This is a genomic window from Rhizobium album, assembly GCF_003122325.1.
Lineage (GTDB): Bacteria > Pseudomonadota > Alphaproteobacteria > Rhizobiales > Rhizobiaceae > Metarhizobium > Metarhizobium album.
This window is the reverse complement of sequence record NZ_QFBC01000033.1, coordinates 1-19,251: the sequence shown is the minus strand read 5'-3', so window position 1 is coordinate 19,251 and position 19,251 is coordinate 1. Positions and strand designations below refer to the sequence as shown.

Genomic DNA, 19,251 nt, shown 5'->3' with positions numbered 1-19,251 from the left:
TGGTCTTTCGGCACCAACCCATCGAGCGTCACCATCTCGAGGGCCGTCTGTTCGGGAGCGGGTTTCTTCAACATGTCCCAGTGAATCATAAACCCCCAGTCAAGGCCAGGGGTTTGTCAGCAGTCTGGGGGCGGGGACCTGCCCCGCCCTCAGCTTGCTGACAAACCCCTCTGCGTCTCGTCGTCAGCGTCAGATTCACGGAACGTCTCTGAATCGAAAGAAGAACGTATCGGAATCAAAAAGGATGGGCTGAAGCCTAAAGAGGGTTTGTCAGCAGTCTGAGGGCGGGGACCTGCCCCGCCCTTTGTGTTTGTTGGCAAAATTTCGAGCCCGAAGCTGCCTCAGTTGCAGCCATCCTGGCCGGGCACGCAATTTCCTTCGATCCTCACCCGCGGCCGGGCTTCGCGCCCGCCCATCGGATCACCGAGATTGCCATCATCATAATTGCGGACGCGATCGGGGTTGCGCGAGGTGTTGTTCTGCTGCCCGTCCTCGATGCGCACGCCACCATTGTCGGTATTGCGATTTCTGTCTCGATCGCGGTTTCTCTCTCGATCACGGTCCCTGTTGCGATCGCGATCGTTGCGCTCATTGTCGAGTGCCTCGTTGTTACGCCGCCGGTCCCACCGGTTGTTGTTGTCCCAGTCGTTGTCGCGACGACGGTCCCAGCGCCGGTTATCGTTCTCCCAGGGCCTTGTGATCGACGGCCGCTCGTCCCGCCAACGGTCGCGCTCGCGATAAAAATCGCGCCGGCGATAGTTCCGGTCCCAATAGGTGTCGATGTCGAAGGTGATCGTCGGGATGCCGAGCGGACGGTAATATTCCGGTTCGACATAGACGCGGTTCTGGCGGTAGACGGCCTGGACGTAACGGCCGGCAACCCAGCCGCGCACGCGCCCGTACGACACGTCGCACCACGGCGTTTCCTCCAGGCAGCCGTAGATCGTCACCGGCGCACCGGCCGGAATGACCGTGACCGCCGGATAGCGTGTGCTCGGACCCGACCGCATGTTGACGTTGGAGGTGGCAAACCCGTCCGCCGCTGCCGCGAGCGCCGGCAAGGCCAGAAGGGCACAGGCAGCAAGAACGCTTCTTACAAGATATTTCACCGATATTTCTCCCGCTCGACACCCTCGCAACCCGGGAAATTCCGGGCCCATGAGCGTCGCCACTGTTGCTGTTAGCAAATAATGCAGGGTTTGGCTTTTTTAAGATCGCCGGCCATTTTTCCCGGCGCCCGGCGAGATGGAAAAACGCGCCGCGACAACAGCAGACCTTGACTTACGGGAGGGATCGTCCGACTTCACTTCCATCACGCTTCAAGGAGCCGAAGATGACGGACGCCGCACGCACCACGATCGACCAGACCGAAGTCGACCGCTTTTCCGCCATGGCGGCGGAATGGTGGAGCCCCACCGGCAAATTCAGGCCGCTTCACAAGTTCAACCCCGTCCGCCTTGCCTATATCCGCGACCGGGTTGCCGAGAATTTCGGCCGCAACCCGAGAAGCGCAAGGCCGCTCGAGGGCTTGCGGGTGCTGGATATCGGCTGCGGCGGCGGATTGCTTTCCGAGCCGGTTGCCCGCATGGGCGCCTCCGTCGTCGGTGCCGACCCCTCGGAAAAGAACATCGGCATTGCCTCGGCACATGCGGCCCAGACCGGCGTGACGGTCGATTACCGCGCTGTGACCGCCGAAGATCTCGCCAATGCCGGAGAGACGTTCGACATCGTACTGAACATGGAAGTGGTCGAGCACGTCGCCGACGTCGACCTGTTCATGTCGACCTGCGCGCAGATGGTCCGTCCCGGCGGCCTGATGTTCGTCGCCACTATCAACCGCACGATGAAGGCCGCGGCTCTCGCCATCTTCGCTGCCGAAAACATCCTGCGCTGGCTGCCGCGCGGTACGCACCAGTATGAAAAATTGGTGCGGCCGGAAGAACTGGAAAAGCCGCTTGCCGCATCCGGCATGGAGATCATCCATCGCACCGGCGTGTTCTTCAATCCGCTGCAGAACCAGTGGAACCTGTCGCCGGACATGGATGTGAACTACATGCTGCTGGCGAAGCGCGGCTGATCGCCGACGCTCGCCTCACACCGGCATGGTTTTGACGCGCGCCAAAAGGTCCGCCTGCCCGGCGCTGTTTTTGTCGACGAGCGCGCGAACAACGGCACGGTCGATCACATAGGCGGCACCGGCCGGATCATAGGCCTGCTTGAAATGAAACGCCGCGGGGCTCGGCCCGTGATCGTGCAGGCGCTCCAGCCGCGCAACGCCATCCTCCCAGTCCGGCAGACGACCGTTCTCCACCCACCAGAGCACCAATGGCGGCCATTGCTGCTTCACGTTCCAGTGGCGGGCGTGCTTCAACGCGTCGGCGTGAACGCCGCTGTAGGAAAATGCCATCAGCGATTCGATGTCGCGCCACAAGGAAAGGGAGGACGGGCCGGTTTCGAAGCTGCTGCCCTTGATGAAACGGGGAAAGACCTGGGACCCCCAGGACGACGGGCCGGGCTCACCGTCATAACCCGACCGGCCGAAAAAACCATCGGCCCGTTCGGCCGCAGTAAAATTTACCGCCTCGCGCAGACGAAAACCCTCGACCTCGGCTGAGTCATAGGGGCCGACATGCAGACCGAAATTGTAGATGGCCAGCCGCATCCGGATCAGTTGACGTCTTCCGGCAAAACCGGCAGCGGCGCGATCTCGATACCTTCCTCGATCAGCGCCAGGGCTTCCTCCGGAGCCGCCTGGCCAATGATGCCGCGCGCATCCGCCTCGCCGTAATGGATCTTGCGCGCCTCTTCGGGAAACCGCGTGCCGACATCCTCGGCACTCGCCTTGATGGTCGCGATCGCTTCACGCATCTTGGCCATCGCCTCCTGCTGCATGGCATCCATCACCAGCGTCCGCGTCGCCTCCTTCTGACGCGCCGTGCTGACCGACGGCGCCATCAAAAGCTTCGAAATGGACGTCGACTGGCAGACGGGACAGGTCAGGAAACCGCTTTCCTTCTGCCGGTCGAAGTCTTCGCTCTTCGAAAACCAGCCTTCGAACTCATGGGCGGAATCACAGGTGAGGGAATAGCGGATCAAGCGGCAACGCCCCCCGCCACCGCCTCCACCTTGTCGAGGGAGAACTCGCGGGCATTCCTGAGGTTCGGGATTTTCTGATGCGCCGCCTGCACGGCCGCAACGTCGATATCGGCCAGGATCACCGCCTCGCCGGTGCCGCCGGCAGAGGCCAGGATACGACCCCACGGGTCGATGATCATCGAATGGCCGAAGGTCTCGCGACCATCCTCGTGAACACCGGCCTGTGCGGCGGCAATGACGAACACGCCGTTTTCGATGGCGCGGGCACGCAACAGGATTTCCCAATGGGCTTCGCCGGTCTGGCGCGTGAACGCGGCCGGAACCGAGATCACCTGCGCCCCGTTGACCGCCTGGGTCCGGAAGAGGCTGGGGAAGCGGACATCGTAGCAGATGGTAAAACCGAGCTCGGCAAAGGGCAGCGAGGCGATTCGCGTCTGCGATCCCGGACGATAGACGGCGCTCTCGCGCCAGCTCTCGCCATTGTCGAGATCGACGTCGAACATATGGATTTTGTCGTAGGTGCAGATGACGGCGCCGTCAGGCCCGAACAGGAAACCGCGATTGGCGATCTTGCCGTCATCGAGGGCGATTGCCGTCGAGCCGACATGCAGATGAATCTTCAGCTCGCCGGCCAGTTCGGCTGCCTTGCGGACGATGAGGTCGTTCGCCTCATCCTTCAGCACGGCCCGCAGGCCAGCGCGATCCTTCTGGATGGCGCCGGTCATTTCCGGCGTCTGGATGTAGACGGCGCCATGCCCGGCCGCCTCGCGCACCAGCCGCGCCATGTCGGTGGCATTCTTCTCCGGATCGACGCCGGAGCACATCTGTATCGCGGCAGCCTTGAAGGTCATCGTCTTATCCCTGTTGCGCCAGCATCGGATCGAGCTTGCCGGCCCGGTCGAGCGCATGGATGTCGTCGCAGCCGCCGACATGCTGCCCGTTGATGAAGATCTGCGGGAAGGTCGACCGGCCGGCCTTTTCGATCATCTCCTGGCGCAGATCCGGCGCGTAGGTGGCATCGTGCTCGACAAAATCCACCCCCTTGGACTGAAGCAGGCTTTTCGCCCGCGCGCAATAGCCGCAAAACTGGCGGGTATAAATGATCACTGAAGCCATGCGTGTCTCCGTCTCGCCGGTTTTGGAACCGGCCGTTCCTGCCTTGTCATATAGGACCGGACAAGGCCCTTGCAAAGGTCAAAACCGTGACATCCGCGGCACCGGCCTTCTTGAGGACCTTGGCTGCGGCAGAGACAGTCGCCCCGGTGGTATAGACGTCATCGATAAGGACGATGCGCCGTCCGAAGATATCGGATTGTTTGCCCTCGGCGATGCTAAAAGCGCTGCGAACGTTTTCCTCGCGGGCTTTTTGTCCAAGCCCCACCTGCTGGCTGGTACGTTTCACGCGCAGAAGCGTGGCGGCAAGAAGCGGCCGGTCGGCAAGCCGGGCCAGATGGCGGGAAAGCTCGGCCGCCTGGTTGAACTTGCGCGACATCATCCGCAAACGGTGCAGCGGCACCGGCACGATGGCATCGGCCGTCTCGACGAAACCGTCACCGGCCCGCAGCATCCAGCCGGCCATCATCGGGGCGAGATCGGTGCGGTCGCGGTATTTCAGGCCGTGCACGAGATCGCGGGCCACGCCTTCATGCAGCGCCACGGAGCGCAGGCGATCGAAGACCGGCGGATTGGCGATCGCCTCGGCACTCAAGATGCCGCTGCCGAGATCGTGCGAGAAAGGCAGGCCCAGCACGTCGCAATAGGGACGTTCGATGAAGCGGATCTTCGACCAGCAGCCGCCGCAAAGCCCGCGATGGGCGCCAGCCACCGCGCCGCAGGCCGAGCAGCCGGGCGGATAGACCACATCGGCGACGGCGCCGAGCGCCCGCAGCAAAATCGCCCCTCCGATCACATCCTCTCCCTTTCGGTAACCGGCAGGTTGACAATAGAGCCTTCATGGCGCCTTTGCGACAACAAAACACCTTTCGATCTCGACGGGACGAAGCATGGATATCTTGTTCGATCAGCAACTGGTCACCGCCAACCGCCGCCGGGCCTTGCGGAATTTCGAGCCGAAGGCGGCCTTCCTTCTCGACATCGCCGCAGAAGAAATCGCCGCACGGCTTTCGGTCGTCGAGCGGCGGTTCGAGGCGGGCGTCGAGTTGTTCGGGGCAACGGGAGAAACCGGCCGCGCCGCGCTTGCAACGGGCCGGGTGGAAACGCTCAACCGCATCGAGCTGCCCTCGGCCTACATCGGCGACGGACGCGAAGTCGCCGAAGCATCGCTGGAAACGCTGCCGCTCGCGCCGGAGAGCACCAATCTGGTCGTCTCGCCGCTGAGCCTGCACCTGACCAACGATACGCCGGGCGTTTTCGTGCAGATACGCCGGGCGCTGAAACCGGACGGCCTGTTTCTCGCCGCCATTCCCGGCAGCGGCACGCTGCAGGAACTGCGCGACGTGCTGCTTTCGACCGAAGCCGAGGTGACAGGCGGCGCCAGCCCGCGCGTCATTCCCTTCGCCGATGTTCGTGATGTCGGCGGCCTGTTGCAGCGGGCGGGATTCGCGCTGCCGGTCGTCGATGCCGAAAACTACACCGTGCGCTATGACTCGCTGTTTCCGCTGATGCGCGACCTGCATGCCATGGGCATGGCCAATCCGCTCGTCGGCCGCAGCCGCAAACCGCTCGGCCGGAATTTCTTCCTGCGGGCGGCCGAACTCTATGCCGAACGCTATTCCGATCCGGATGGGCGCATCCGCGCCACCTTTTCTATCATCTATGTTTCAGGCTGGGCGCCGCATGACAGCCAGCAGAAGCCGCTGAAGCCTGGTTCGGCCAAGGCGCGGCTGGCGGATGCGTTGAAAGTTCAGGAAATCAAGCTGGATGAGAGCAATTCCAGCAAGGATGCATAGCGGAATTGCGCAGGAACAAGAAGATCGAGCCGTGCAAAACTATGCCGCGATGCCGGTTCACTTTTCGATCGTGCTGGACAGCAGCAGGTAAGTATCCTTGAAACCATTGGCAAAACCGCCGACGGAAACCAGCACGGCGATCGAGACGAGTGCGGCAATCATGCCATATTCCATCGGCGTCGTGCCCGTCCTGTCTCGAAGCAGCTCGTAAACCCTGCGCACGAACATTGTCCACTCCCGGAAAGCTAAGATGCACAGGTGGCCCCTTGCCGGACCTGCGATCAAGAAGTCATCTCGTCGGTTCCAGCCCCAGGGCCCAGGCCCGGTTCCGGCATTTCAACATCCGCTGTCGGCACCGTAACCTTCGACGATGCAGACGGAGCCCGGCGTCTCCTGCAGCACGCTGCGGCGCACGGTATAACGCTTGCCGGTTTCCGACCGCTTGATCGAACCGGTGGTGATATTATCGTAATTGTCGGGCATGCTCGCCAGACGGCGCTGGCTGCCGTATTTAGACATCATCGGGGTCAGGATAAGCGTCAGCGCAATCACCGCCGTTCCGAACAACAACGCGATGTTCAGTGCCCCACTTTTCTGGGATTTAGGCGATTGCCGTTCCTTTGCCTGGACGGTCTTCCAGAAATCCTCGTCGATCATGTCAAGCCTCTTGGCGCAATCTTCATGCTTGATTGAAGATGATAAATGCCAGAGCCTGTTTAACGATCTGTTAATTACAGCGCTAAGAGAAAGAGAATTAAAGCAAATCCTGAAGAATGGGGATCAAAGGCTCGTCGGCGGGCGGCATCGGGTAGTCGCGCAGCGCATTCGGACGCACCCATTTGACCACCTGCCCCTCCAGTCCCTGCGGAATGCCTTCATAACGGCGGCAGACGAAAAGCGGCATCAGCAGGTGGAACGTCTCGTAGGTGTGGCTGGCGAAGGTCAGCGGCGCCAGGCAGGCGACCCTGGTCGTGACGCCCAGTTCCTCGCGCAATTCGCGGATCAGCGCCTCTTCCGGCGTTTCCCCCGGCTCGACCTTGCCGCCCGGAAATTCCCACAGCCCGGCCAACGACTTTCCCTCCGGCCGCTGTGCCAGAAGAATCCGGTTGTCGGTATCGACCAGCGCACAGGCTGCAACCAGGAGCAGCTTCTTTCCCGCGCCGGTTACGCCCGTCTCGTTCACGCCCGCCTCGTTCACGCCCGCCTCGTTCACGATTGTCCGTCCCTGCTCCAGTAGTGATAACGGTAGACTTCCGCAAAACCCAGCTTGCCGTAAAGAGCCAGCGCCGCCTCGTTGGTCGTCACAACCTGCAGCCATGCGGAGCGCGCGCCGCGCATGCGTGCCCAGCGCAATGCCGATGACAGGATTTCGATGCCGAGGCCGCGACGCCGCTCGGATTGCGCGACGGCCAGCATCATCACGCCGGCGAGATCGTTGTCCTGCACGCACAACACGGAGGCGATCGCCCCCTTGCCCGGATCCTCGATGACGAACAGGCCGGACGGCGGCTTGATGGCGCTCAGAATCTCGGCCAGCGCCGGCTTGCGGATGAGATCGGCCTCTTCCACCTTCAGGCTGGCATCGACGAAATAGCCGATGTCATGGCTCGGCAGGTGATCCATGGTATCGGGCAATTCGATCGTCGCGAGATCGGCGCTGAGAACGCTGACGCTTTCGAAACGCTGCCAGCCCTCACCGTCCAGCATCGCGATCAGCGGCGGCGGCGCCAGCGGCGTTTCCCGCACGATCAGCGGCCGGCCGTAGGCCTCGAAGCGTTTGCGTGCCTTTTCCAGCCGAATGGCCGCGTCGCGGAAATCGCCCGGATCGAGCGGCACGACACAATTGAGCCGCAGCGAGGGATGGCCCGCCGTGAGCCTTACCTGCCAGCTGCCGTCATACTGCACGGATGCCGCCGGCCAGGCGCGAAAACCCACCGCTTCCAGCCGGCGAACCGCCGGCAGGTCTACAGTGTTGGACGTTTCTGCGTTCATCAATCCCTGTCAGCTCCGGTAATCGCCATTGATGGCGACGTATTCCTTGGTCAGGTCGCAGGTCCATACCGTCGCGGTGCCGTTGCCGAGGCCGATGTCGACCTTGATGTCGATATCCTCTTCCTTCATGGCCGCCGAGGTCGCCGCCTCGGAATAGGCCGGATCGCGCTCGCCGTCGACGGCGACACGAATGCCGCCGAACCAGATCGCCAGGCGGTCGCGATCGGCCATCTCGCCGGACTTGCCGACCGCCATGACGACGCGGCCCCAGTTGGCATCCTCGCCGGCGACCGCCGTCTTGACCAGCGGCGAGTTGGCGATCGACAGCGCGATACGCTTGGCGGCGACGTCGCTTTCGGCGCCGGCGACGGTTACGGCCACCATCTTGCGCGCACCTTCACCGTCACGGACGACCTGCAGGGCAAGATCCTTGAGCAGCTCGTTGAGGGCGGTGCGGAAGCTTGCGAGACGGGCATCGCCGGCCGTTTCCACCCGGGCCTGCCCGTCCGCCGCCGCGGCACCCGTGGCAAACATCAGCAGCGTGTCGGAGGTCGAGGTGTCGCTGTCGACGGTCACCGCGTTGAAGGTCGGGCCGACGCCTTCCGACAGCAGCGCCTGCAGCGCAGCCGGCGCGATGTCGGCATCGGTGACGACGAAAGACAGCATCGTCGCCATGTCAGGCGCGATCATGCCGGCGCCCTTGGCGATGCCGTTGATGGTGACGCTCACGCCGCCGATCTCGGCCGTGCGGGTGGCGACCTTCGGATAGGTATCCGTGGTCATGATCGCCTTCGCCGCCTCGAACCAGAAATCGCCGGTGGCATCCTTGGCCATGGCATCCAGCACGCCGGAAAATTTCGTGGCGTCGAGCGGTTCGCCGATGACGCCGGTCGAGGCGAGGTAGACCTCGTTTTCACCGCAGCCAACAGCGGCGGAGGCCGACTTCGCCGTCAGCGCCGTCGCCTCGCGGCCCTTCTTGCCGGTAAAGGCATTGGCATTGCCGGAGTTGACGACGACGGCACGCGCCGTGCCGTGCGACAGATTGGCGCGGCAGAAATCCACCGGCGCCGACGGGCACTTCGAGCGGGTGAAGACGCCGGCCACCGATGCCGGCTTGTCGAACACCATCATCAGGACATCCGTCCGGTTCTTGTATTTGATCCCGGCTGAGGCGGTCGCCATGCGCACGCCGCGCAAGGCCGGAACGGTGGCGAAGGATTTTGGTGCGAGCGGGGAAACGGAACCGGACATCTGACAGACCCTGGAGAAGTAAAGAGCCCGTCTGGCAGACGGGCTCCGGTGAATTATTGCTTGTTGGCTTCCTCGTAGCCCTTGCGCAGGGCTTCGTCGGTGATCTCGACCTTGGATTCGGTCTTCGCCTTGTTGAGGAGTTCAAGATACCTGTCGCGGATGACGATGTTGCGAACCTGGTCCTGCACCTGCTCGAACGGCGGCGGCGGAGCGATGCGCTTGTCTTCGACCTTGATGACATGGAAGCCGAACTGGCTCTTCACCGGGGTCTTGGTATAGGCACCCTTTTCCAGCGCGAAGGCAGCGTCTTCGAATTCCTTGACCATGCGGCCCTTGGCGAAATAACCGAGGTCACCGCCATCGGACTTGTTGGAATCCGTGGACTTTTCCTTGGCCAGCTCGATGAAATCCTTGCCGGCGTCGAGCTCGGCGATGATCGCCTTGGCCTCTTCCTCGGTCTTCACCAGGATGTGGCGGGCATGTACTTCTTCTTCCTGCGGCAGGGCTGCGACTTCCTTGTCATAGCGGGCCTTGACCTCTTCCGGCTTCAGCGCGTCGACGACATGCTTGCGGAAATAGGCGCTGTGCAGCTCGCGCTCGGAAAGGTACTGCATGCGGGTCTTGAAATCGTCGGTCTTGTCCAGGCCCTCGGCGGAAGCGCCCTTGGCGAGAAGCTTGACATCGATGATGCTGGAGAGAGCCGCGATCTTCTTCTGTTCGTCCGGCAACTGGGCCAGTTGCGGGTCGAGACCGGCAACGGCGATGTCGAGTTCGGACTGGTGGATCGGCAGATCGCCGACCGTCGCGACCACGGCATCCTCGGCCAGCGCGGGCATGTGAAGGCCGACAAGCGTTGCGAACGCCATCGCAGCCAGTTTATTGTAGCTCAGCATGAATTAACCTTTCGGAATGAAACCGGCTATCAGCTCTTCGCAATTCCGGTCAAAAACGTCCTCAACACCAGAATGTGGCCATTCTGTATCGGCTTGTCCCGTTGACATCAATCGACCCCCCTCTTATCTGTCACGCAACCTCGCGTCCAGAAAAGTTTCCGGCCGTATTGCGCCTATCTGCCGAAATCCGGCATTTGATCCAGGTCCGATCGCCCCGGGACATTAATCAGAAAGGGCCATCGTTATGGTCAGTTTTGGCGGCCTAGCCCGCAAGCTCTTCGGCTCCTCGAACGAGCGCCGTGTGAAGTCGTACCGGCCACAGGTCCAGGCGATCAATGCTCTGGAAGAGAGCATGAAAGCGCTCTCCGACGAGCAGCTGGCCGGCAAGACGGTGGAATTTCGCCAGCAGCTCGCCGCGGGCAAGAGCCTCGAGGACATTCTCGTGCCGGCCTTCGCCGTGGTGCGCGAGGCATCCCGCCGCGTTCTCGGCCTGCGTCCCTTCGACGTCCAGCTGATCGGCGGCATGATCCTCAACGACAACGCCATCGCCGAAATGAAGACCGGCGAAGGCAAGACGCTGGTGGCGACCCTGCCGGTCTACCTCAACGCGCTGGCCTCGCGCGGCGTGCACGTCGTGACGGTGAACGACTACCTCGCCAGCCGCGACGCCGCCACCATGGGCCGCCTCTACGGCTTCCTCGGCATGAGCACGGGCGTCATCGTCCACGGCCTGTCCGACGAGGAGCGGCGCGCGGCTTACGCCTGCGACATCACCTATGCCACCAACAACGAACTCGGCTTCGATTACCTGCGCGACAACATGAAGTATGAGCGTGGCCAGATGGTGCAGCGCGGCCATGCCTTCGCCATCGTCGACGAAGTGGACTCGATCCTGGTCGACGAAGCGCGCACGCCGCTGATCATCTCCGGCCCGCTGGACGACCGCTCCGACCTCTACAACACCATCGATGCCTTCGTGCCGCTGCTGTCGCCGGAAGACTACGAGATCGACGAGAAGCAGCGTTCGGCCAACTTCTCCGAGGTCGGCACCGAGAAGCTGGAAAACCTGCTGCGCGAAGCCGGCCTGCTCAAGGGCAATGCCCTGTATGACGTCGAAAACGTCGCAATCGTCCATCACATCAACAACGCGCTCAAGGCCCACAAGCTGTTCCAGCGCGACAAGGACTACATCGTCCGCAACAACGAAGTGGTGATCATCGACGAGTTCACCGGCCGCATGATGCCGGGCCGCCGTTATTCGGAGGGCCAGCACCAGGCACTCGAAGCCAAGGAACGCGTACAGATCCAGCCGGAAAACCAGACTCTGGCCTCCGTCACCTTCCAGAACTATTTCCGCATGTACGACAAGCTCGCCGGCATGACCGGCACGGCCTCGACGGAAGCGGAAGAATTCGCCAACATCTATCGTCTCGACGTGGTCGAAGTCCCGACCAACCTGCCGATCAAGCGTATCGACGAGGACGACGAGGTCTACCGGACCGGCGAAGAGAAGTACAAGGCGATCATCGTCGAGATCAAGGACGCCAACGCGCGTGGCCAGCCGGTTCTGGTCGGCACGACCTCGATCGAAAAGTCCGAGCTGCTGGCCGAACTGCTGAAGAAGACCGGCTTCAACGACTTCCAGGTTCTCAACGCCCGCTACCACGAGCAGGAAGCCTATATCGTCAGCCAGGCCGGCGTGCCCGGCGCCGTGACGATCGCCACCAACATGGCCGGCCGCGGTACCGACATCCAGCTCGGCGGCAACCTCGACATGCGCCTCGAGCGCGACCTCGAAGGCATGGAAGCCGGTCCGGAGCGTGATGCCCGCGAACAGGCGATCCGCGCCGAAGTGCAGGAACTGAAGAAGAAGGCGCTCGCCGCCGGCGGTCTCTACGTCATCGCCACCGAACGCCACGAAAGCCGCCGCATCGACAACCAGCTGCGTGGCCGTTCCGGCCGCCAGGGCGACCCCGGCCGCTCGAAGTTCTACCTGTCGCTGCAGGACGACCTGATGCGCATCTTCGGCTCGGAGCGTATGGACAGCATGCTGACCAAGCTCGGCCTGAAGGAAGGCGAGGCGATCGTCCATCCCTGGATCAACAAGGCTCTGGAACGGGCGCAGAAGAAGGTCGAGGCTCGCAACTTCGACATCCGCAAGAACCTTCTGAAATACGACGACGTGCTCAACGACCAGCGCAAGGTGATCTTCGAGCAGCGCATCGAGCTGATGGACGCCGAAAGCGTTACCGAAACCATCGCCGACATGCGCACCGAGACGATCGAGGCCATGGTCGCCCGTCACATCCCCGAACGCGCCTATGCCGAGCAGTGGGATGGCGAAGGCCTGCAGAACGCCGTCCTGCAGACGCTCAACCTCAATCTGCCGATCCAGGACTGGCTCAAGGAAGAGGGCATCGGCGAAGAAGACGTGCTCGAACGCATAACGGCCGCCGCGGATGCCGCCACCGCCGAGAAGGCCGAACGGTTCGGCCCGGAAATCATGACCTATGTCGAACGCTCGATCGTGCTGCAGACGCTGGACCACCTCTGGCGCGAGCACATCGTCAACCTCGACCACCTGCGTTCGGTCATCGGCTTTCGCGGCTACGCCCAGCGCGACCCGCTGCAGGAATACAAGTCGGAGGCCTTCGAACTCTTCCAGGCCCTGCTCAACAACCTCCGCCAGATGGTGACGACGCAGCTGATGCGCGCCGAACTGGTGCGCGAGGCGGCCGACGCGCCGCCGCCGAGCCTGCCGGTCATGGAAGGCCACCACCTCGACGCCACCACCGGCGAAGACGATTTCGGCGGCCAGGCCGTTCTCGGAGCAGCCGAAGTCATCGTGCCGCCGGAACAGCGCGATCCACAGGATCCGCGCACCTGGGGCAAGATCGGCCGCAACGAGGCCTGCCCCTGCGGTTCCGGCAAGAAATACAAGCATTGTCACGGCGCCTTCGAAGCCGTCTGACCGACGAGCATCGCAAGTTTTCAAACATTTCGAATGCCGCCTCCGGGCGGCATTTTCATTCGATACGACCTTGCGTCGCATCCGATCCGGCAACCGGTCTTGAACCGTTTCTTAACGCTGATCTGACAAGACTTCGGGTGTTGTTTTGCGTCACCAAGGTTCTGCGTGTTGAATATGGCGTTCATCGAAACTGCCGAACGACTGCTGCCATCCGGCCTGCGGGCCGTGGTGACGCCGTTGCTGCGCAAGGTTTCCGCCGCCATCACCGGTGACGGGGAAAAGGCCGCCGCGCAGCGCATGGCGCTCACCGCCTTCGTCATCCGCGTCGTCAGCGCCGCCATCGCCTTCGTCTCGCAGATCATCCAGGCCCGCATCATGGGCGAATTCCAGTACGGCATCTTCGTCTTCGTCTGGGTGATGGTGGTGCTGTTCGGCAATCTCTCCTGCCTCGGCTTCCACTCGACGGTGATCCGCTTCCTGCCGCAATACAGGGCCGTGGGCGCGCTGGACGAGATTCGCGGGCTGACGGTGACCGTGCGCATCTTCGCGATGCTGTCAGCAAGCGCGCTGGCCGTCGTCGGCTACATCGGCATCACGCTATTCAGCGCCTCGATCGAGAGCTATTATGCCGTGCCGCTGTTCCTCGGTCTCTTCACCCTGCCGATGATCGCCCTCGGCGATGTCCTTGACGGCACGGCGCGCGCCAACAGCTGGGCGGTGACGGCGTTGAGCCCGACCTACATCATCCGTCCGACGCTGATCCTCGTCTTCATGCTGATCGCCGTGCGTTCGGGTGCCGCCCATACGGCCGAAACGGCGATGCTGGCGGCCCTGGCGGCCACCTACGTCACGACGCTCGGCCAGTTCCTCACCGTCACCTGGCGTCTCGGCAAGCGTTACGTCCGCGGCGCCATGAAGATCGATTTCTTCGGCTGGCTGCGCTTTGCCGTGCCGATCTTCCTGATCGAAGGCTTCAGCTTCCTCCTGACCAATTCCGACGTCATCGTCGTCGGCCTCTATCTCGACCCCGATCAGGTCGCCATCTATTTCGCCGCAACGAAGACCATGGCCCTGGTGCAGTTCGTCTATTTTTCGGTAAAGGCCGCCGCCGCGCCGCGCTTCTCGGCGATGATCGCCGAAAACGACATGCGCTCGCTCGCAAGCTTTGCCGGCGAGACCGTGCGCTGGACCTTCTGGCCGTCTCTGGCCGTCGGGCTGGCGGTGCTGGCCGTCGGCGAGCCGTTGCTGTCGCTGTTCGGTCCGGCATTCACCGCCGGTTACGTGCTGATGGCGATCCTTTTCGCCGGCATCCTCTGCAAGGCGATGATCGGCCCCGGCGAAGTGTTGCTGACGATGGCGGGCCGGCAGAAACTCTGCGTCGTGCTCTACGCCGGGGCGCTGTCGGCCAACATCCTGCTCAACATCACCCTCATTCCGTTGTTCGGCCTGGTCGGGGCGGCATCTGCCGCCGCCGGCGCGATGATGGTCGAGGCGCTCCTGCTGCACATTGCCGTGCGGCGTTCGCTCGGCATCGTCCTCTTCGCCTTTGCCGATCCCCTTGCCCTCTTCAAGACAAAGGTCGCGTGATCGTGGCACAACCTCCTGTCTACAATGAAAGCATGAACAGCAGCGCCAACCGCATGGTCGGCGAACTCGCAACCTCGCGGCTGGACCGGCCGGTCGCCGACGTGCATCTGCCGATCGGCCGTCCGGGGCGCGAACTCAGCCTCTATCCGGCCAGCATGGGCTACGACTTGCAGCACGAAATCGACTTCCTGGCCAACCGCGCCATGGAGCCCAACGTCTTCTTCAACGGCCGCTTCCTGGCGCCGGCGATGCCCCGCCTCGACGACCGGCAGGTGCGTCTGGCGCTCATCCGCGACGAGGATGGCGGCCGCAGCCGCCTGCGGCTGGCGATGCCGTTTTCCGTCGAAAAACCGGGATTCTCCGTCGGCCCCTCGATCATCCGCGTCTGGTCCAATCCGTTCGGACCACTCGGCACGCCACTGGTCGACGCCGAAGACGCGGCCGAAAGCATCGACAATCTCTTCGACGCGCTGGGCAACAAGCTCGCCGGCCTGCCGTCGATCCTCGTCATGCCGGACCTGCGCCTGAACGGCAGTTTCGCCCAGCTCGCCAAGGCGATCGCCATCGGCCGCAACCTGCCGATCTCGACGATCGGCGCCTTCCGCCGGCCGATGCTGGAAAGCCTGCAGGATGGCGAGACCTATCTGAAACACTCCATCTCCAAGGAACACCTGCGCGACATTCGCCGGCAATGGCGCGCCCTTTCCGCCCATGGAACGCTGACATACAATGTGGCGCGCCAGCCGGGCGATATCCGCCATCGCATGGAAGAATTCCTGGCGCTGGAGGCCAGCGGCTGGAAAGGCGCCAAACGAACCGCCATGGTCGTCGACCGTTACCGCGCAGCCTTTGCCCGCGAAGCGATCACCAATCTCGCCGAAGCCGATGCGGTGCGCATCCACACGCTCGATTTCAACGGCCAGGCGATCGCCTCGATGGTGGTGTTCATCACCGCCGGCGAGGCCTACACGTGGAAGACCGCCTTCGATGAGAGCTTCGCCAAATATTCCCCCGGCAAGCTCCTCGTCGCCGAACTGACGGAATGGCACCTCGACGACGCCAATATCGCCCGCACCGATTCCTGCGCCGTGCCCGATCATCCGATCATGAGCCGTTTCTGGGAAGAGCGCGAGGATATGGGCACGCTGGTCGTCGGCCTGCAGCAGAACGGCGACCGCGACGTGCGGCAGGTCTCCACTCAGTTGCACCTCTACCGCAACACCCGCAATATGGCCCGTCTGCTGCGCGAAAAGATCCTGTCGCTGGCCGGGCGCTGATCGCCCGCTCTATATCCGGCGTCAGGCCGCTTCCGCGGCCGCCCTGTCGCGCAGGAGCCGGCGAATCACCTTGCCGGTGGTCGTCAGCGGCAAGGCATCGATGAACTCCACCTCGCGCGGATATTCATGCATGGACAGCCGTGTCTTCACCCAGTCGCGGATCTCCGCCGCCAGCGCCTCGCCGGGCCGGTAACCCGGCGCCAGCACGACATAGGCCTTGACGATCTCGGTTCGCAGCGGATCCGGCTTGCCGATGACCGCCGCAAGCTGCACGGCCGGATGGCCGACCAGGCAATCCTCGATCTCGCCCGGGCCGATGCGATATCCCGAGGAGGTGATGACATCGTCGTCGCGGCCGAAGAACGCGACATAGCCGTTTTCGTCCTGCCGCCCCTGATCGCCGGTCAGCATCCAGTCACCGCTAAACTTGGTCTCCGTTGCCTCGTCATTCTGCCAATATCCGAGAAACATCGAAGGCGATGATTTGTGAATGGCGATCTGGCCGATCGATCCCGGCGTCAAGGGCGTGCCCGCGGCATCGAGGATGGCGACGCGGTGCCCCGGCACCGCGCGGCCGATCGAACCGGCCTTGGTGACGCCGAGATTCGCGGCCGAGGACAGCACGAAATTGCATTCCGTCTGGCCATAGAATTCGTTGACGGTCAGCCCCAGCGTCCTCTTTGCCCATTCATAGGTTTCGCGGCCGAGCGATTCGCCGGCCGAACCGATGGTGCGCAGGTCCAGCGCATATTTTTCCAGCGGCCGCTCCACCGCCGAAAGCAGCCGCAGCGCCGTCGGCGGGATGAAGGCGTTGCGCACCTTCATCTCGGCCATGATGCGAAACGCCATGTCGGCATCGAATTTCTGCGCCGGCGACGACACGACCGGAACGCCGAGCATCAAGGCCGGCAGCAGCGCGTTCAGCAGCCCGCCCGCCCAGGCCCAGTCGGACGGCGTCCAGACCTTGTCACCCGGCTGTGGCAGGAAATGATGCGCCATCTGCATGCCCGGAATATGGCCGGCAAGCACCCGGTGACCATGCAGCGCGCCCTTGGGCGGCCCCGTGGTGCCGGAAGTGAAGATCATCAGCGCCGGCTCGTCCGGACCACCCGCCTTCACCTCCGCCAATGGCGGATGCTGCGTCACCAGATCCTGGAAGGAATACGTTCCCGGCTCCTCGCTATCGATCAGGATGACGTGGCGCAGGTCCGGCAACCGGTCGCGGATGTCCCGCAGGCGCGAAAAGCCGAAGGCATTGGTGACGATGGCGGCAGCACCGGCGATCCTGAGGCGATATTCCAGCGCCTCGGCACCGAAAAGCAGCGCCAGCGGCAGGGCGATCGCCCCGAGCTTGTAGATGCCGACATGCGAGACGACAGTCTCGAAACTCTGCGGCAGCAGCAGCGCCACCCGGTCACCCCGGCCGAGGCCGAACGCCTGTAGCGCACCGGCAAAAGACGCCGACTGCGCCGACAATTCCCCATAGGTCATCGACCGATGCCGGCCGTCCGGGCTGAAATGTTCGAGGCACACCCGCTGCGGCGCCCGTGCCGCCCAATCATCGCTGACGGCGACGCCCATGTTGAAATGTCGCGGAATATCCCAGGAAAAATCGCGGTAAAGCGCCTCGTAGGTGTCGCGGAACGGCAGTTTCATGTCAAAAATCCGGTTTTGCTGCACTGCAGCTAACATCGCGGACGACAAAAAGACAATCGAAACCTTTTCGCAGCGCAAACAACGGCTGCGCCGGGAGGTTCGTCAATGACGATGGGATCTCAAGAGATCGTGCACCGAAGCGTAGCGAGGGCAACCGCGCGATAGGCTGCAAAGCGGCCTCGCGCAAAAAAGTGGTGCGCTTCACAGGGGAAGCGTCGAACCAAGTCTTTACCGAATTGGCTCAATGGGAGCAAATTTTAAAAGATACATCGCTGGCCCGTCCGGCCCCGCCTTCACCTTGAGGGCGAGCCGATGGCTGACATTTCCAAATCTCAAGAGGCCCGCCCGAAACGGCGCAAGCCGGAAACGAAAAACTTCTGCTTGCGCCTGACGGACGACGAAAAGCGCCTTCTGCTGGAACGCGCCGGACGGGTGCCACTCGGCACGTTCATCCGCAACGCCGCGCTTGGCGAGGAAGTCCAGAGCAAGCGGCGGGCTTCCCGCAAGCCCGCCGTGGACGAAACCGCGCTGGCGCGGGTTCTGGCCGCGCTCGGCGGCTCACGCCTGTCCAGCAACCTCAACCAGCTCGCCAAGGCCGTGAATATCGGCGCTCTGCCTGTCACACCGGAAACCGAAACGGAGATTGCAGACGCCTGCGCCGCCGTCATTGCCATGCGCCGCGATTTGCTGCTGGCGCTCGGTCTGACCGGAGGCGAACGCCCGTGATCCTGAAAGCCTCGCAACGGGCGGGTCATGACGATCTGGCCCGCCATTTGATGAAACCCGAAAACGAGCATGTCGAAGTCCACGAAATCCATGGCTTCGTCTCGGATACGGTGGCGGGCGCGTTTCGGGAAGCCTATGCGATCAGTCGCGGCACCAAATGCAAACAGTTCCTGTTTTCCTGCTCCCTCAATCCACCGGAAGAGGAAAACGTGCCTGTTTCCGTTTTTGAAGACGCCGTACAACGGATCGAAAAGAAGCTGGGGCTGGAAGGCCAGCCCCGCGTCCTGATTTTCCATGAGAAGGAAGGCCGCCGCCATGTGCACTGCGTCTGGTCGCGGATTGACGCCGAAAGCATGACGGCCATCAATCTCGCCCATACCAAGCGCAAGCTCATGGACATTTCCCGCGAGCTTTACATCGAGCACGGATGTAAGATGCCGGTCGGCATGATTGATCCGGCGTTGCGCAATCCTCTCAACTTCGACCAGAAGGAATGGTTTCAGGCGAAGCGCACGGGACAAGACCCCGCGACATCAAGGCGCTGTTTCAACAATGCTGGGCCTCGTCCGATTCCGGCAAGGCGTTGAAACAGTCATTGGAACAACGGGGCTATTATCTCGCCCGTGGAGATCGCCGTGCCGTGGTGGCCGTCGATATTCACGGCGAAATCTATTCCGTTGCGCGGTGGGCGAATGTGAAGACAAAGGAAGTCGTTGCCCGCATGGGCGATATGGCCGCGCTTCCGTCCGTAGAAGATGCACAGACTGATCGTGTCCCAGGAGGTGGTGTATCAGGGTATCGGCGGTCACCAGTGTTTTTCCGGTAGGGTCGGGTTGTTCAAGACCAACCTGAAGGAAAGATCACCGATGACCGACGACATGATGACCCTGCGC

At 62.8% G+C, this 19,251-nt stretch carries 19 protein-coding genes and 1 pseudogene; 7 read left to right on the top strand and 13 right to left on the bottom strand.

The genetic code is table 11. From position 1 onward, the window contains the following. Positions 1-341 precede the first annotated feature (341 nt). Positions 342-1,109, bottom strand: a complete 768-nt coding sequence (locus tag DEM27_RS32545; protein WP_245446284.1) for an SH3 domain-containing protein — start codon at positions 1,107-1,109, stop codon at positions 342-344. 224 nt (positions 1,110-1,333) lie between these two features. On the opposite strand from DEM27_RS32545, the gene ubiG reads away from it, so the two are divergent. After that, complete coding sequence (gene ubiG, locus DEM27_RS32540; protein ID WP_109462374.1) at positions 1,334-2,077, top strand: bifunctional 2-polyprenyl-6-hydroxyphenol methylase/3-demethylubiquinol 3-O-methyltransferase UbiG; 744 nt, start codon at positions 1,334-1,336, stop codon at positions 2,075-2,077. 15 nt (positions 2,078-2,092) lie between these two features. Here the strand turns inward: ubiG and DEM27_RS32535 are convergent, their stop codons facing one another. The 5 genes from DEM27_RS32535 to DEM27_RS32515 are packed head-to-tail and all read right to left on the bottom strand — an operon-like array spanning position 2,093 to position 5,005. After that, a complete protein-coding gene (locus DEM27_RS32535; RefSeq protein ID WP_109462373.1) occupies positions 2,093-2,662 on the bottom strand; it encodes a DUF3291 domain-containing protein in 570 nt (189 codons plus the stop codon). Between the two features lie 5 nt (positions 2,663-2,667). Continuing rightward, the gene (locus tag DEM27_RS32530; protein WP_109462372.1) at positions 2,668-3,096 is read right to left on the bottom strand and encodes a DUF1178 family protein; all 429 of its coding nucleotides are present in this window, start codon (positions 3,094-3,096) and stop codon (positions 2,668-2,670) included. Next, positions 3,093-3,947, bottom strand: coding sequence for a carbon-nitrogen hydrolase family protein (locus DEM27_RS32525; RefSeq protein WP_109462371.1), 855 nt, complete (start codon positions 3,945-3,947; stop codon positions 3,093-3,095). Before DEM27_RS32525 ends, DEM27_RS32530 begins: the two co-directional genes overlap by 4 nt. Positions 3,948-3,951: 4 nt before the next feature. Next, on the bottom strand, positions 3,952-4,212 hold the full coding sequence (grxC, locus tag DEM27_RS32520; protein WP_109462370.1) for a glutaredoxin 3: 261 nt from the start codon (positions 4,210-4,212) through the stop codon (positions 3,952-3,954). 46 nt (positions 4,213-4,258) lie between these two features. After that, positions 4,259-5,005: a ComF family protein gene (locus DEM27_RS32515; RefSeq protein WP_109462369.1), complete on the bottom strand. Its 747-nt coding sequence runs from the start codon at positions 5,003-5,005 to the stop codon at positions 4,259-4,261. Positions 5,006-5,099: 94 nt separating this feature from the next. On the opposite strand from DEM27_RS32515, the gene DEM27_RS32510 reads away from it, so the two are divergent. Next, positions 5,100-6,005 (top strand): methyltransferase domain-containing protein, encoded by a 906-nt coding sequence (locus tag DEM27_RS32510; RefSeq protein ID WP_109462368.1) that lies wholly within the window; start codon positions 5,100-5,102, stop codon positions 6,003-6,005. 57 nt (positions 6,006-6,062) lie between these two features. Here the strand turns inward: DEM27_RS32510 and DEM27_RS32505 are convergent, their stop codons facing one another. The 6 genes and pseudogenes from DEM27_RS32505 to DEM27_RS32480 all read right to left on the bottom strand — a co-directional run bounded on the left by DEM27_RS32505 (position 6,063) and on the right by DEM27_RS32480 (position 10,141). Next, a complete protein-coding gene (locus DEM27_RS32505; RefSeq protein WP_109462367.1) occupies positions 6,063-6,233 on the bottom strand; it encodes a Flp family type IVb pilin in 171 nt (56 codons plus the stop codon). A 108-nt stretch (positions 6,234-6,341) separates the two neighbouring features. Beyond that, positions 6,342-6,662, bottom strand: a complete 321-nt coding sequence (locus tag DEM27_RS32500) for a hypothetical protein (RefSeq protein ID WP_205909014.1) — start codon at positions 6,660-6,662, stop codon at positions 6,342-6,344. 97 nt (positions 6,663-6,759) lie between these two features. Beyond that, positions 6,760-7,188 (bottom strand): 8-oxo-dGTP diphosphatase MutT, encoded by a 429-nt coding sequence (mutT, locus tag DEM27_RS34875; RefSeq protein WP_280954553.1) that lies wholly within the window; start codon positions 7,186-7,188, stop codon positions 6,760-6,762. Positions 7,189-7,214: 26 nt separating this feature from the next. After that, positions 7,215-8,026: pseudogene (locus DEM27_RS32490) on the bottom strand (GNAT family N-acetyltransferase). Continuing rightward, the gene (argJ, locus tag DEM27_RS32485; protein WP_109462364.1) at positions 8,007-9,248 is read right to left on the bottom strand and encodes a bifunctional glutamate N-acetyltransferase/amino-acid acetyltransferase ArgJ; all 1,242 of its coding nucleotides are present in this window, start codon (positions 9,246-9,248) and stop codon (positions 8,007-8,009) included. Before argJ ends, DEM27_RS32490 begins: the two are co-directional and overlap by 20 nt. A gap of 53 nt (positions 9,249-9,301) precedes the next feature. Beyond that, positions 9,302-10,141, bottom strand: a complete 840-nt coding sequence (locus tag DEM27_RS32480; protein WP_109462363.1) for a peptidylprolyl isomerase — start codon at positions 10,139-10,141, stop codon at positions 9,302-9,304. A 244-nt stretch (positions 10,142-10,385) separates the two neighbouring features. Between DEM27_RS32480 and secA the strand changes: the two genes are divergently transcribed. From secA to DEM27_RS32465, 3 genes are all read left to right on the top strand, one after another. Further along, positions 10,386-13,112 (top strand): preprotein translocase subunit SecA, encoded by a 2,727-nt coding sequence (secA, locus tag DEM27_RS32475; protein WP_109462362.1) that lies wholly within the window; start codon positions 10,386-10,388, stop codon positions 13,110-13,112. Between the two features lie 174 nt (positions 13,113-13,286). Further along, complete coding sequence (locus tag DEM27_RS32470; RefSeq protein WP_109462361.1) at positions 13,287-14,699, top strand: lipopolysaccharide biosynthesis protein; 1,413 nt, start codon at positions 13,287-13,289, stop codon at positions 14,697-14,699. Between the two features lie 32 nt (positions 14,700-14,731). Then, entirely contained in the window at positions 14,732-15,976 is a 1,245-nt protein-coding gene (locus DEM27_RS32465) for a GNAT family N-acetyltransferase (protein WP_109462360.1), read from the top strand. A gap of 21 nt (positions 15,977-15,997) precedes the next feature. On the opposite strand, the gene DEM27_RS32460 is transcribed toward DEM27_RS32465, so the two are convergent. Next, positions 15,998-17,632 (bottom strand): AMP-binding protein, encoded by a 1,635-nt coding sequence (locus DEM27_RS32460; protein WP_109462359.1) that lies wholly within the window; start codon positions 17,630-17,632, stop codon positions 15,998-16,000. Positions 17,633-17,944: 312 nt separating this feature from the next. Between DEM27_RS32460 and DEM27_RS32450 the strand changes: the two genes are divergently transcribed. Both DEM27_RS32450 and DEM27_RS32445 read left to right on the top strand, forming a co-directional pair. Then, positions 17,945-18,358 (top strand): plasmid mobilization protein, encoded by a 414-nt coding sequence (locus DEM27_RS32450; protein WP_205909013.1) that lies wholly within the window; start codon positions 17,945-17,947, stop codon positions 18,356-18,358. Further along, positions 18,355-18,945: a relaxase/mobilization nuclease domain-containing protein gene (locus DEM27_RS32445; RefSeq protein ID WP_109462357.1), complete on the top strand. Its 591-nt coding sequence runs from the start codon at positions 18,355-18,357 to the stop codon at positions 18,943-18,945. The genes DEM27_RS32450 and DEM27_RS32445 overlap by 4 nt, the downstream gene beginning before the upstream one ends. Positions 18,946-19,251: the final 306 nt, after the last annotated feature.